Genomic DNA, 12,057 nt, shown 5'->3' with positions numbered 1-12,057 from the left:
GGCAGCCATGCGAACGCACTTCGCGCGGCTGGGCGCCGCGATCTTCGCCTGCGCGCTCGCCATCCCGGCGGCGCAGGCCGCCGACGGCGGCGTGCGCAGCGCCGCCCTGCTCGACCACGGCTGGTGGATCGACCCGAACGTAACGTACCTGACGGCCAGCGGCCAGGAGCTCAAGCTCGACGTCTACCTGCCGACGAAGAAGAGCGACCAGCCGCTGCCCGTGGTGATGTACTTCCACGGCGGCGGCTGGGTCGCGGGCCGGCGCGAGGGTGCGGCGCTGTCCGCCATGCCCTTCATGGAAATGGGCTTCGCCTTTGTGAACGTCAGCTACCGGCTGGCCAAGGTGGCGCCTGCGCCGGCGGCGGTCGAGGACACGCTGTGCGCGCTGCAGTGGATCGGCCGGAATGCAAAGAAATACAACTTCGACCTGTCGAAAGTCGTCACCACCGGCGATTCGGCCGGCGGCCACCTGGCGCTGGCGACCGCGATGATCCCGTCGGATTCACCGCTCACCCACCAGTGCGCAGCCAACGAGCCCAGCTGGAGCGGGCCGTACCAGAACGTGGCGCCGAAGGTGGCCGCGGTGATCAACTGGTATGGCATCACCGACGTGGCCGACATGCTGCAGGGCCCGAACGTGCGCTCGTATGCGGTGGCCTGGTTCGGCAGCATGCGCGACCCGGACCGGCTGGCGCTCGCCCGTACGGTCTCGCCGCTGAGCCACGTGCGCGCCGGCGGTCCGGCCGTGTTCACGATCCACGGAGACGCCGATCCGCTGGTGCCCTACGCGCACGGCCTGCGGCTCAAGGCGGCGCTCGACAAGGCCGGCGTGAAGAACGTGCTGCATACCATCAAGGGCGGCGGCCACGGCGGATTCACGGCCGAGCAGCACGTCGGCGCCTACGAGGCGGCCCACGCCTTCCTGCGCGGCCTGGGCGTGGCGCCGGCACAGCCCTGAAAAGCCTATGATATCTCCTCCGCCCTACGGCACGAGGAGACCATCATGGCTGAGAGTAAAAATCCCCCGGGCAATCCCCCCGGCGAAAGCCTGAGCGAGCAGCAACTGGAGGACCTGGACGTCAACCGGCAGCGCGAGCGGCTGGAGCACAGCCGGGAACAGCCCGGCAACAAGCAGACCGGCGAACAGGAAAATCAGCAGAAGGAGCGGCGCTAGCGCCCCTCACTTTTACTGCTGACTTTGTACGGCCCGTCCTACGGCGCCGCCTCCCCAATTCCGATTGTCCCTCCTGCTCAGAAGACTATGATGGACTTCTACACACTCACATAGGAGACTGGCATGGGTGAAAACAAAGGACATGGTGTCAAAGGTCCGCGTCACGACAACGACATGGATGATCTGAACGTGAGTTCGGGCAACCTGCAATCGGGACGCCAGGGTGGCCAGCAGTCAGGCCAGCAGCAAGGCAGCCAACAGTCCGGCCAGCAACAAGGCAGCCAACAGTCGGGTCAACGCCAGCAAGGCAGTCAGCAATCCGGCCAGCAACAGCAAGGCAGCCAGCAGTCCGGCGGCCAGCACGCATCCGGCGGCACGCCTGCGCTGGATGACCTGGGCAGCCGCCAGGGCGAATCGGCCAAGGACGCATCGCAGGCATGGAGCCAGGACAACAGCAGCGACAAGCAAGGCGGTAAGCGCTGAAGTCCTGTCGGATCATTCTTCCTGAAGCACTGCCGCACCGTGACGGGCCCCTTGCCTGTCACGGTGCTTTCACATGGGCAGGCCCCGATGTTCTTGCCGGCTGCCTGCGTCAAGTCCTACGCAGAGACTGCACCGATTCCGATTGTTCCCTCTCCGTGCAGGACTATGATGGAGACATCAGAGATTGGAGCAAGGAGCTGACTATGGCAGGAAACGACATGAAGGGTACACGCCCCGACCCCAAGGCCGCCGACCCAAACAAGGATGTTGTCAGCACGCTGGGACAGGAGGACCAGGGAGCAGGCAAGCAGCAATCCGGCAACCAGGGAACGGGCTCGCAGCAAACGCAGCAACAGGGTAATCAGCAATCGGGACAGCAGGACCAGCGCCAGGGCGGCAACGCCGACACCCAGCGCGCGAACCGCTGAAGCATCCGGTTCGACATCGACGCGCACCGCACGGGCTCATCGCCTGTGCGGTGCGCGTTGCCATTGATGGATCAGCGGTTGGCGTGGGCCCGGTTCAGGCGCCGCTCGGCGCGGCGCTGGAGCGCTTCGAAGAACAGGCTCAGGCACCAGTAGATGGCGGCCGCCGCGATGTACAGCGGCAAGGGCTGGAAGCTCACCGCGATCACTTCCTTGGTCGCGAGCATCAGCTCGGTCACGGTGATCACTGATACCAGCGAGGTGTCCTTGATCAGGCTGATGAGCGTATTGCTCATCGAAGGCACCGCGATGCGCAGCGCCTGCGGCATGATGATGTGGTGCAAGGTCTGCCAATAGCCGAGGCCGAGGCTGAAACTGGCGCGCCACTGCCCTTCGCTGACGGCGCGGATTGCGCCGCGCAGGCTTTCGGACAGGTAAGCGCCGGCATTCAGCGACAGCGCCAGTATGCCCGCCGTCACCGGCGCGAATTCGATTCCGACACTGGGCAGGCCGTAGTAGATGACGAAGATCTGCACCAGCAGCGGCGTGCCGCGCATCAGGCTGACGTACAGGCTGGCCGGCAGGCGCACCACGGCCCAGGGCGAAATGCGCATCAGGGCCACCGGCACGCCGATCGCCAGCCCGCCGATCATCGAGGCAAGCGCGAACAGGATGGTGTAGCCGGCCCCGGTCAGGAGGGTCGGCGCCGCTTCGCGCAGCAGCGCGATCAACTCCACGCGGCCGCCCTTACTGCGCCGGACGGCTGGCGTCGGTGCCGAACCACTTGAGCGACATCGCCTTCAGCGTGCCGTCGGCCGTGGCATCCGCGAGGATCTTGTCGACCGCGGCCTTGAACTGCGGATTGCCCTTGCGGAAAGGGATGCCGGTGCGCTCGATCGCGCCGACGCGCGCGCCGGCCTTGATCGGCAGCTGCGAATGTTTCAGCAGGTAGGACACCATCAGGCTGTCGTTGAGGGCCGCGTCGATGCGGCCGAAGGCCAGGTCCTGCAGGTTCTCGGGCGCCGCCGGGTAGCTCTTGACCTCGATGCCCGGCACCGCCTTGACCTGTTGCTCGAACACGCTGCCCTGCCCCACGCCGACCTTCCGGCCCTTCAGGTCGGCCAGGCTGGTGTAGTTCGCGCGGTCGTTCTTGCGCACGATGAGCTGCGGGCTCGAATAGGTATAGGGGCGCGAGAAATCGAAGGCCTGCTCGCGCCGGGCCGTGATGCCGACCTGGCTGACGATCACGTCGTACTTGCCGGCGGCCAGGCCGGCGAGGATCGCGGCCCATTCGGTGGTGACGAATTCGGGCTTCACGCCCAGCTTGCCCGCGACCAGGCGCGCAACCTCGACGTCGTAGCCGGACAGCTGCCCGGTCTTCGGGTCCTTGAAGTTGAAGGGTGGGTAGGTGCCTTCCATCGCGACGCGCAGGGTGCCGCGCGCCTTCGCTTCGATGAGCAGGTCGGCGGCCTGGGCCGGGGAAAACACTGCCAGCGATGCGGCGACTGCCAAGCTCAGGCCAAGAATGCTGCGGCGTGCCGCGGTGTTCGACTGCTTGCCCATCAATTCGTCTCCCAGGTAGAGCTGACGTTATAACCGAAAGCGGCAGCGGCGGGAAGGCCGGGGGCCGCGCAAGCTCAATAACGGCGCGCGCGCGATCCGAACGGATGGCCGGTGACCAGGGTCGTGCTCAGGACCAGGGTCGACAGGCCGAGGATCAGCTGCACCAGGCGGTCGTCGGGCAGCACCCAGACCTGGCCGCGCGGCGGCTCGGCGCCGGTGGCGGCAATGATCAGCGGCGCGATCCAGTCGGCTTCGGGCTCGACGTCGAGGATCACGGCATCGCCGGTGGTCTGCATGTAGACATTGCCGCCCTCGGCCAGCGTGAAGCAGATGCCGACGCCGGTCTCGGTCGGCTTGACCAGTTCCTGCAGCGCGCGGTTATGCTCGTCGATCCAGAGTTCGACGTCCTGCGGGGTTTCCAGCACGGTCCAGGGACGGGGACGGAAGCGTGGCGGTGGCGATTCGGGTGGGAGATTCATGTGGTGCGGTGATTACGGAACAAGCCCGCATCTTACGGGAATGACGAGGTGTTGCGTAAGGCAACTTGTCCGGCCAGGATCAGGGAGACCGGCTTGCCCGTGCGCGGGTGCAGCGGTTCGCGCATCTCCAGCACGCGCAGGCCGTGCTCCTCGAACAGGGCCAGCCAGCTCGACATCGTGCGGAAGTACCAAGGCGCAGGATCGGAAAACGCGCTGCTGAAGCCGGCCCAGCTGCCGTCGCGCCAGCCGTCGACGTAGGGTGCGTCGCCGCAAGCCATGAGGGGATGGACGGTCTGCACGATCAACTGCCCACCCGGGCGCAGGTAGCCCGGCGCGGCGCGGAACAGGCCGCGTACCGCTTCGTCGCCGATCAGCGAAAAATTGCAGACGGCGACGTCGACCGCCAGTTGCAGCCGCCCGGCCGCGATCTCTTCGTAACTCAGCTGGCGGAACTCGCCGCCGCCGGCCGCCTTCGCCTGCTCCACCAGGCCGGCACTCGCATCGACGCCCAGCATCCTCACCTCCGGCAGGGCCCGCACCAGCCAGCCTTCGCCGCAGCCGAGATCGACGCCGGAACGCGGCTTGCGCGCCCGCACCGCCTCCACGATGGCGGCGTTGGTGACCAGCGTGCGCGACTCGATCTCCCCTCCCCGCACGGCGGCGGTCCAGGGATCGGTATTGCGCGACCATGAATCGATGATGGATGCGTCGGTATGGGTAGACATGCTGGCTCCTCGGTTTGCGGCATTATCGCCCATTCACTGCACATCGAGCGTCACCAGGCGTACCTGCACCTGCCCGCCGTCCACCAGCAGCTCGCCTACCGAGATCGGCAGGCTGAAGCGCCGCCGTCCGGCACTGCCGGGGTTCACGTAGAACACGCCATCGCGTTCCTGGCATGCGGGCTTGTGCGAATGCCCGGCCACCACCACGCGCATGCCTTCGCGCGCCGGATCGATCGGCAGTTCCTTCAGGTCGTGGATGACGTAGATGGCGACGGGCCCGACCCGCAGGATAGCGGTCTCGGGAATGGCGCTGGCCCATTCGCCGCGATCATTGTTCCCACGCACGACAGTCAGCGGTGCAATCGCCGCAAGCGGCGGCAGGATCTCGGGACCGGTGATGTCGCCGGCGTGGATGATGTGGTCGCTGCCCCGCAGGAAGTCCAAGGCCTGCGGGCGCAGCAACCCGTGCGTGTCGGAGATCAGCCCGACCCGCATTGCGCTCAGGCCGAGCGCTTGCTGCCGGCCATCTTGGCCGTGGTGTAGATCGAGTACAGCGCCGCCAGGCCCACCACCACGTACACGATGCGGGTTGCCGGGCTGCCCGGACCAAAGATGGTGGCGACCATGTCGACGTCGAACAGGCCGACCATCGCCCAGTTCAGGCCGCCAATGATCAAGAGGGCCATCGCCAGGTAGTCGAGCGCCGACATGGCGGAACGTTGATGGGCGTGGGCGGAGGTGCGCCGTTCGCCCATCGTCCTGCGGTCCATCGTGGGAGTGTTCATCGTTGCCATCACTGCCTCCTTTTCAAAAAGCATGGGATCGGCCAGAGCGGCCCGCCCTGACCTTGACAACTCATATTAGCGGAAGTTTGACGGCCTGCACGCACGCGTACCGGTGCAGGATCAGCCCTTCCAGGTACGGTTCAGTCCCGTGTCCGCATGGATCCAGCCGCCTTTCGGGCCGGAGCGGTAGTAATAGCCGACGCCGCCCTGGCGGAAGCTGCGGATCAGTCCGCCGAGCACTTCCTCGCTCAGGCTGGCGATGCGGATGTCCGCCGCCTTGCCGACCATGTGCAGCGACTTGCGCGCGGCCGGCACGCCCTCTTCGACCAGGCGCTTGTTCGAGGCTTCGGTGCGGTAGCCGGACAGGATCTCGAGCGGCTGGGTCATGCCGTAGCGGGCAATGAAGGCCTGGGTGCCCCACAGCACTTCGAACAGCTTGGGGTCGATCGGCGCCGACGCGCGGCCGTTGACGTCGCGCAGGATGTGGCACAGCTCCTGGTAGGCGGAATCGATGACCTCGCCATCCTTCCAGTACAAGACCTTGGCGCGTTCGCCGCTCTGCGGACGCACCAGAGACAGCGTGCGCGGCTTGACCCAGAAGTCGAGGTCGAGCAACTGGGCGTCGAACAGGTCGGGCGGGGGTTCCAGGTCGGTGCTCTGGGGCGCCGCGTGCGCCGGGGCGATCAGGGGAAGGCCGGCGACGCCCAGGGCGCACAGCCGGGTACTTTGTTGCAGGAAATCTCTACGTGAAACCATAACAAGCGAACTCAGCCAATCGGGGCGCTTACTATAGCGCAAGCCTCTCCCGGACAAAAGAAGAGTTCGTCAAGACTGTTGCTTGAGAGGCGCTCAGCCGCTGCAGTTGCAGAAACGCTTGCGGGCAGCTGCGCCCGGGCCGGTGTCGCCGGCGGCGTCGAGCGGCTTCCACAGCAGGTCGCACTCGAGGCCCCAGCAGGACTTGTCCTTGCCGGCATTGACATAGCCCTGGCGCTCGAAGAAGGCGCTTGCGCTTGGCGGACTGTGCAAGTGCAGCTTGGTGATGCTCCAGGCGCGCGCCTGCGCTTCGGCTGCCGCGATCAGGGCGCGGCCGACGCCGCTGCCCAGGGCTTCCGGCGCCACATAGCACAACGCGAGCTTGCCGGCCTGGGTCAGCAGGCACAATCCCAGCAGCTCGCCGCCGCACTCGGCGACCAGCGCATGGTTGCTGGGCGAAGAAAACCAGGTGGCGACATTGGCGGTGGTTTTGTTGCCGAGCCAGGCGTCCAGCACGGCGGGCCGGTCCTGGTGGTCGGCCTTGCAGCCGATTTCGATCGAGCGGCGCAGCAGCGCGCAGGCGGCGGAAGCATCACCGGATACCGCCTTGCGAATGTCAAAACGCGTGGACATCAAACATCACTCAAACATCACTATGCAAAAAAGAAACGGTCAGGCCGCGCCGGGTGGCGCAATGGCTGGGCACGACTATACACCGAAAGCCCCCGACCTTGCTGCCGGCATCGGACTCGTGCGACGCCGCGCAAGGCCTCTGCTCTGCAGTACTAAGCATATGACAAAACTATTGTTCCGTATTTCGGTCAACTTGGGGATGATGCACCCTGTCACCACAAGATTCCGAAAAGAGAGCCCGCATATGAGCCTGACCTTGAGCCTGACCTCCCCGCTGCGCCGCCTGATCCTGGCCCTGTCGCTGGGCGCCGCCCTGCCGCTGTCGGCCGGCGCCGCCACCAGCGAACTGCTGAACGTTTCCTACGACGTCGCACGCGAGCTGTACAAGGACATCAACCCGGCCTTCATCGCCGCCTACAAACAACAGACCGGCCAGACCGTCAGCATCAAGCAGTCGCACGGCGGTTCGAGCAAGCAGGCGCGCGCCGTCGCCGACGGCCTGGAAGCCTCGGTCGTGACCATGAACCAGGCCAACGACATCGACATGCTGGCCGACCGTGGCTTGGTGGCAAAGGACTGGGCAAAGAAATTCCCGAACAATGCCGCCCCCTACTACTCGACCATGGTCTACCTGGTGCGCAAAGGTAACCCGAAGAAGATCCGCGACTGGGACGACCTGGCGCGTCCGGGCGTGCAGGTGATCATCCCGAACCCGAAGACCGCCGGCAACGGCCGCTATACCTACCTGGCGGCCTGGGGCGCGGCGCTGAAGAAGAAAGGCGGCAATGAAGCGCAGGCGCGCGACCTGGTCGGCCGCATCTTCAAGAACGTCCCGATCCTGGACGCCGGCGGCCGCGCCGCCACCACCACCTTCACCCAGCGCCAGATCGGCGACGTGCTGGTGACCTTCGAAAACGAAGTCAGCATGGTGCGCGCCGAGTTCGGCGACAACTTCGAAGTGGTCTATCCGAGCGTGTCGATCCTGGCCGAGTCGCCGGTGGCCGTGGTCGACAAGGTGGTCGACAAGCGCAATCAGCGCAAGGAAGCCACCGCCTACCTGAACTTCCTGTACTCGCCTGCGGGCCAGGAAATCGGCGCCAAGCACTATCTGCGCGTGCGCTCGGATGCGGTGATGAAGAAGTATGCGGCCAACTACAAGCCGATCCAGCTGTTCACCGTGGATGAGCTGTTCGGCGGCTGGCGCAAAGCCCAGCAGGTCCACTTCAACGATGGCGGCGAATTCGACAAGATTTACCAGTCAAAATAAGCGTCCCCAACAAGCCCTGCCTCGCGCAGGGCTTGTTCGTTCTAGCAAGAGAGTCGTTATTCTGCACAAAAATTCCGGTTCACAAGCCTGTTTTTGCCTGTGCGCCATAGACATGCATCAGGCTTGATGCTATCTTCCACCCCATGTAGTTGCCCTACAGCTAGATCGTTGACTGCGCGCTCCGCGCTTTCCGCTCAACGCCACACTTGATCCTGAACCCGACAATGCTAAAAAAATTGTTCGCTGCCGCATTGATGTCGTTTTCGGTTGCCGCATTCGCGGTGCCCTTCGGCTCGCAATCGGTGCTCGTGGTAGAAGATGACACCGGCAAGATTTTGCTGGAAAAGAATGCCGACCGTGTCGCGCCGATCGCATCGCTCACCAAGCTGATGACCGCGATGGTCGTGCTCGACGCCAGGCTGGACCTGGACGAGTTGATCGAGATCGACCGCAGTGACGTCGATACCTTCAAGCACAGCAGCTCGCGGGTGCCGGTCGGCGCCCTGATCTCGCGCCGCGACGTGCTGCAACTGGCCCTGATGTCCTCGGACAACCGCGCCGCCCATGCGCTGGCGCGCACCTACCCAGGCGGCACTGCAGCTTTCAAGGCCGCGGTGCGCCAGAAGATCGCAGCACTCGGCATGACCCAGACCGTGATCGAGGAACCGACCGGCCTGTCGCCGCGCAATCGTTCGACCGCGGGCGACCTGGTCAAGATGGCGACGGCCTCGAGCAAGTATCCCGAGATCACGCGCATGACGACGGAATCGAAGGACCTGATCAACATCAACGGCCGCGAAGTCGAATACCGCAATACCAACCGCCTGGTGGGCGCCAAGGGCTGGGACATCGGCCTGTCGAAGACCGGCTATATCCAGGAAGCGGGCCGCTGCCTGATCATGAACATCAAGGCCGGCGGCAAGAACGCGACCATGATCCTGCTGAATGCGAATGCCTCGTCGGCGCGCATCCTGGACGCCCTGAACATCCGCCGCTTCATCAGCGGCGACGAACCGGTCAGCCTGGCGAAGGCATCGAAGCGCGTCCCGCGCTACAAGGCTTCTTCCAGCCGCGTCCGTATCAAGGCGAGCGCCGGCAAGGGCAAGCTCAAGGTGGTCAAGAAGCGCACCAAGGTGAAAGTGGTGCCGAAGCGCCGCAAGAAGTAACATTGACAAGGGGCTGCGAGGCCCCTTTTTTTGGTTCATCGCGGATTTCCGGGATGAACCTGTTGTAAACGCAAGAGAGCAGTAAAGAAGAGTTATTGTGTTTGTGCGACCAAACTCAACCAACTCAACTTACCGCTCTCATGCCGGATCATAATCTTAGCCTTCCGTTCTGGGAAGGCTTTACCGCCACCAAATTGGATGTTCAGGAAGATGCTGTCTGGATCACGCTGTGTCGTGATCCTGCTGCGGCGATGGTCTGTAGCCGGTGCGGGATGCATTGCTACCAAGTCCATGATGTCGCTACGCGCATCATTCGAGAGTTGCCGATGCAAGGAAGGCCGGTGCGGCTGCGGGTGCCATTGCGCCGTCTGAAGTGCAGCATGTGCGGCACCAGAACCGAACGCGTGACCTGGCTTGACCGCCATGCGCGGGTGACGCGTGCGTTGGCCGATTTTGTCGGGGCGTGGTGTGAGAAGCTTCCGGTGGCCCATGTGTGCAAGCTCGCTAGCCTGCATTGGGGGACGGTGCGGCAGATCGAGCGCGCGCGCCTGGAGCGGCAACTTGCTTACTTGCCCCCGGCGCAGCCGGTCCGCCTCGTGATGGACGAATTTGCGCTGTTCAAAGGCCACCGCTATGCCACAGTTGTGCTTGATGCCGACACCCGACGTGTGTTGTGGGTCGGCGAAGGCCGCAGCCGCGAGGCCATCCGTCCGTTCTTTGAATGGCTAGGCCCTGAACGCTGCGCCAACATCGAAGCTGTCGCGATGGATATGAATACCGCGTTTGATTTGGAAGTGCAGCAGCAATGTCCGAAGGCACGCGTGGTCTACGACCTGTTTCACGTCATCGCCAAGTACGGCCGTGAGGTGATCGACCGGGTGCGAGTCGACGAAGCCAATCGCCTGCGAGACGACCGACCCCAGCGCAAAGTCGTGAAGCGCTCGCGCTGGCTTCTGCTGCGTAATCGGGAAAACGTCCCGCCGAGCCAGCAGGCGAATCTGGACGAACTGCTGGCCGCCAACCAAGCCTTGATGACGGTGTATGTGATGAAAACGGCACTCAAGGAACTCTGGCAGACATCCGGCGGATGGCAGTGGCTTCTCGCCTGGCGCAACTGGCTGAAGATGGCACGCGACAGCGGGATCGAGCCGCTAAGGAAGTTTGCCGCCAAGCTCAAACCTTACTGGCGAGGCATCGCAGCACGGTTGCGCTGGCCGATGCACACCGGACAGCTCGAAGGCATCAACAACCGTATCAAGGTGATGAAGCGAATGGCCTACGGATACCGGGATAGCGAATTCTTCTTCCTGAAGATCAAAGCCGCGTTTCCCGGAAATCCGTGAAGAACCCTTTTTATTGCCCGTGCCGGGCCAGCGCTGGAGCCGGCACGGGCGCCGGCGTGACCGTGTCCCACAGCGCGCCGCTCAACTCCCCTACCAGGTCGTCGGTATAGGCCGCGGGTGGGGATTGCATGGCCAACACCCGCCAGGCCTTGCCGTCCACCTCGACGATGCGCAGCTGTACCCGCGCCAAACCCTTCTTGTCCAGGCCCCTGCCGACCCAGGAACGCCGCCCGCGGAACTCCGCGAAGTAGCTGTCGGCCAGTTCGAAACGGTCGGACAACCGGTCCGCCAGCACCTGCGCATCCTGGCGCAGGGCCCGCCCGCCCGTCTGTTCATGCGCGAACAGCACCGCCGCATGGCCGCTGTGCTGGGTGAACAGGTGCTGCGGCGCGCCGTCCGGCCCGGTCCTTGCCTCGACCCGCCATTGCGGCGCGACCCGCACCGTGCGGCCGGTCGCCGGATTGGTCCAGGCATAAGGCGGGGCCTCCAGCATGGCGCTGGCCTCCCGGCTGTCTTGCCGGTCGACCGCATCGAGGGCCAGGATCGCGGCGAACAGGCCGGCGAAGGCGATGCCGAACAGGCCCCGGGCCAGGCGGCTGCTGCCGCCGGCGCACACCAGGAAATCGTTCGCATCGTAGCTGGCCTGCAGCCCCTTGCGCAGGCGCAGGCCCTGGCGCGCCATGGTCACCAGGCTGACCAGGGGCAGGCCGCAGGCCAGGCCGGATCGCCACAACGCCATGTTGCGCCCGAGCAGCTCGCTGAAGCGGGGCGCGCGCCCATCCGCCATGAGGACGCGCAGGCCCAGCAGCGCCTTGCCCGGCGTGTTGCCGGCCAGCGCCTGCAGCGCCGCGTCCAGCAGCAGGCCGCCGGGCATGCAGGCCAGGCCGAACAGTTTCCAGCCGAACGGGGTCTCGAGCCAGCGCAGGAACAAGGGCGAGACAAGACAGAGCAGCTGGCCGAGCACGAAGGCCACGAGGGCGGTCTGCCACCAGAGGTCGAAGCTGCGGGCGAACCAGCGCGGCCAGATGCCGGCCGGCGGGAAAGCCGGCAGGACATCGGATGCGGCCGGCGCGCGCGCCACCACCCTGCCCATGGTGGGACCGAACAAGTCCGTTTGCTGGTCGATTGGCTGCATGCTCGCGCCAGGCGTGGTACGCCGGGATGTCAGGAATAGTGATTACACAGGAATAAGACCCGGCACGTATGGCCGAGTTCGAACACAGTGGCGGGACTCGGCGCCATCCTTGGCCTCGATCAAGGC

Annotated in this window: 16 protein-coding genes; 7 read left to right on the top strand and 9 right to left on the bottom strand. The window is 65.0% G+C overall.

Features of this window, described 5'->3' with window-relative positions:
* Positions 1-7: 7 nt before the first annotated feature.
* The 4 genes from ACSQ25_RS10135 (at position 8) to ACSQ25_RS10120 (ending at position 2,085) form a co-directional block, all read left to right on the top strand.
* The gene (locus ACSQ25_RS10135; RefSeq protein ID WP_436105569.1) at positions 8-958 is read left to right on the top strand and encodes an alpha/beta hydrolase fold domain-containing protein; all 951 of its coding nucleotides are present in this window, start codon (positions 8-10) and stop codon (positions 956-958) included.
* Positions 959-1,003: 45 nt separating this feature from the next.
* On the top strand, positions 1,004-1,174 hold the full coding sequence (locus ACSQ25_RS10130; RefSeq protein ID WP_436105568.1) for a hypothetical protein: 171 nt from the start codon (positions 1,004-1,006) through the stop codon (positions 1,172-1,174).
* Between the two features lie 123 nt (positions 1,175-1,297).
* On the top strand, positions 1,298-1,657 hold the full coding sequence (locus ACSQ25_RS10125) for a hypothetical protein (protein WP_436105567.1): 360 nt from the start codon (positions 1,298-1,300) through the stop codon (positions 1,655-1,657).
* A gap of 218 nt (positions 1,658-1,875) precedes the next feature.
* Positions 1,876-2,085 (top strand): hypothetical protein, encoded by a 210-nt coding sequence (locus ACSQ25_RS10120; RefSeq protein WP_436105566.1) that lies wholly within the window; start codon positions 1,876-1,878, stop codon positions 2,083-2,085.
* A 71-nt stretch (positions 2,086-2,156) separates the two neighbouring features.
* Here the strand turns inward: ACSQ25_RS10120 and ACSQ25_RS10115 are convergent, their stop codons facing one another.
* From ACSQ25_RS10115 to ACSQ25_RS10080, 8 genes are all read right to left on the bottom strand, one after another.
* Positions 2,157-2,819, bottom strand: a complete 663-nt coding sequence (locus ACSQ25_RS10115) for an amino acid ABC transporter permease (RefSeq protein WP_436105565.1) — start codon at positions 2,817-2,819, stop codon at positions 2,157-2,159.
* Positions 2,820-2,829: 10 nt separating this feature from the next.
* Positions 2,830-3,645: a transporter substrate-binding domain-containing protein gene (locus ACSQ25_RS10110; RefSeq protein WP_436105564.1), complete on the bottom strand. Its 816-nt coding sequence runs from the start codon at positions 3,643-3,645 to the stop codon at positions 2,830-2,832.
* Positions 3,646-3,719: 74 nt separating this feature from the next.
* Positions 3,720-4,124, bottom strand: coding sequence for a hypothetical protein (locus ACSQ25_RS10105; protein WP_436105563.1), 405 nt, complete (start codon positions 4,122-4,124; stop codon positions 3,720-3,722).
* A 32-nt stretch (positions 4,125-4,156) separates the two neighbouring features.
* Complete coding sequence (locus tag ACSQ25_RS10100; RefSeq protein ID WP_436105562.1) at positions 4,157-4,849, bottom strand: class I SAM-dependent methyltransferase; 693 nt, start codon at positions 4,847-4,849, stop codon at positions 4,157-4,159.
* Between the two features lie 33 nt (positions 4,850-4,882).
* A complete protein-coding gene (locus ACSQ25_RS10095; protein ID WP_436105561.1) occupies positions 4,883-5,344 on the bottom strand; it encodes a metallophosphoesterase family protein in 462 nt (153 codons plus the stop codon).
* A gap of 5 nt (positions 5,345-5,349) precedes the next feature.
* Positions 5,350-5,643, bottom strand: a complete 294-nt coding sequence (locus ACSQ25_RS10090) for a DUF378 domain-containing protein (protein WP_436105560.1) — start codon at positions 5,641-5,643, stop codon at positions 5,350-5,352.
* 111 nt (positions 5,644-5,754) lie between these two features.
* Positions 5,755-6,390 (bottom strand): DUF882 domain-containing protein, encoded by a 636-nt coding sequence (locus ACSQ25_RS10085; RefSeq protein ID WP_436105559.1) that lies wholly within the window; start codon positions 6,388-6,390, stop codon positions 5,755-5,757.
* Between the two features lie 93 nt (positions 6,391-6,483).
* Positions 6,484-7,020, bottom strand: a complete 537-nt coding sequence (locus ACSQ25_RS10080; protein WP_436105558.1) for a GNAT family N-acetyltransferase — start codon at positions 7,018-7,020, stop codon at positions 6,484-6,486.
* Between the two features lie 244 nt (positions 7,021-7,264).
* Between ACSQ25_RS10080 and ACSQ25_RS10075 the strand changes: the two genes are divergently transcribed.
* The 3 genes from ACSQ25_RS10075 (at position 7,265) to ACSQ25_RS10065 (ending at position 10,796) form a co-directional block, all read left to right on the top strand.
* Entirely contained in the window at positions 7,265-8,287 is a 1,023-nt protein-coding gene (locus ACSQ25_RS10075) for a sulfate ABC transporter substrate-binding protein (RefSeq protein WP_436105557.1), read from the top strand.
* Between the two features lie 224 nt (positions 8,288-8,511).
* A complete protein-coding gene (locus ACSQ25_RS10070; protein ID WP_436105556.1) occupies positions 8,512-9,453 on the top strand; it encodes a serine hydrolase in 942 nt (313 codons plus the stop codon).
* Between the two features lie 140 nt (positions 9,454-9,593).
* Complete coding sequence (locus ACSQ25_RS10065) at positions 9,594-10,796, top strand: ISL3 family transposase (protein WP_436105555.1); 1,203 nt, start codon at positions 9,594-9,596, stop codon at positions 10,794-10,796.
* 10 nt (positions 10,797-10,806) lie between these two features.
* Here ACSQ25_RS10065 and ACSQ25_RS10060 read toward each other — a convergent pair whose 3' ends face one another.
* Positions 10,807-11,931 carry an RDD family protein gene (locus tag ACSQ25_RS10060; RefSeq protein ID WP_436105554.1) on the bottom strand — a complete coding sequence of 375 codons (1,125 nt, stop codon included), beginning with the start codon at positions 11,929-11,931 and terminating at the stop codon, positions 10,807-10,809.
* Positions 11,932-12,057 lie beyond the last annotated feature (126 nt).

Origin of the sequence: Massilia sp. LjRoot122 (genome assembly GCF_964252725.1) — a bacterium.
GTDB lineage: Bacteria > Pseudomonadota > Gammaproteobacteria > Burkholderiales > Burkholderiaceae_D > Telluria.
Note: the sequence above shows the minus strand (reverse complement) of the source record. Positions and strands in the feature narration are given on the sequence as shown.

Bases quoted from the DNA above. Each gene is read 5' to 3' on its own strand.
- ACSQ25_RS10135 (WP_436105569.1), top strand. From the start codon at position 8: ATGCGAACGCACTTCGCGCGGCTGGGCGCCGCGATCTTCGCCTGCGCG.
- ACSQ25_RS10130 (WP_436105568.1), top strand. From the start codon at position 1,004: ATGGCTGAGAGTAAAAATCCCCCGGGCAATCCCCCCGGCGAAAGCCTG.
- ACSQ25_RS10125 (WP_436105567.1), top strand. From the start codon at position 1,298: ATGGGTGAAAACAAAGGACATGGTGTCAAAGGTCCGCGTCACGACAAC.
- ACSQ25_RS10120 (WP_436105566.1), top strand. From the start codon at position 1,876: ATGAAGGGTACACGCCCCGACCCCAAGGCCGCCGACCCAAACAAGGAT.
- ACSQ25_RS10110 (WP_436105564.1), bottom strand. From the start codon at position 3,645: ATGGGCAAGCAGTCGAACACCGCGGCACGCCGCAGCATTCTTGGCCTG.
- ACSQ25_RS10105 (WP_436105563.1), bottom strand. From the start codon at position 4,124: ATGAATCTCCCACCCGAATCGCCACCGCCACGCTTCCGTCCCCGTCCC.
- ACSQ25_RS10100 (WP_436105562.1), bottom strand. From the start codon at position 4,849: ATGTCTACCCATACCGACGCATCCATCATCGATTCATGGTCGCGCAAT.
- ACSQ25_RS10095 (WP_436105561.1), bottom strand. From the start codon at position 5,344: ATGCGGGTCGGGCTGATCTCCGACACGCACGGGTTGCTGCGCCCGCAG.
- ACSQ25_RS10090 (WP_436105560.1), bottom strand. From the start codon at position 5,643: ATGGCAACGATGAACACTCCCACGATGGACCGCAGGACGATGGGCGAA.
- ACSQ25_RS10085 (WP_436105559.1), bottom strand. From the start codon at position 6,390: ATGGTTTCACGTAGAGATTTCCTGCAACAAAGTACCCGGCTGTGCGCC.
- ACSQ25_RS10080 (WP_436105558.1), bottom strand. From the start codon at position 7,020: ATGTCCACGCGTTTTGACATTCGCAAGGCGGTATCCGGTGATGCTTCC.
- ACSQ25_RS10075 (WP_436105557.1), top strand. From the start codon at position 7,265: ATGAGCCTGACCTTGAGCCTGACCTCCCCGCTGCGCCGCCTGATCCTG.
- ACSQ25_RS10070 (WP_436105556.1), top strand. From the start codon at position 8,512: ATGCTAAAAAAATTGTTCGCTGCCGCATTGATGTCGTTTTCGGTTGCC.
- ACSQ25_RS10065 (WP_436105555.1), top strand. From the start codon at position 9,594: ATGCCGGATCATAATCTTAGCCTTCCGTTCTGGGAAGGCTTTACCGCC.
- ACSQ25_RS10060 (WP_436105554.1), bottom strand. From the start codon at position 11,931: ATGCAGCCAATCGACCAGCAAACGGACTTGTTCGGTCCCACCATGGGC.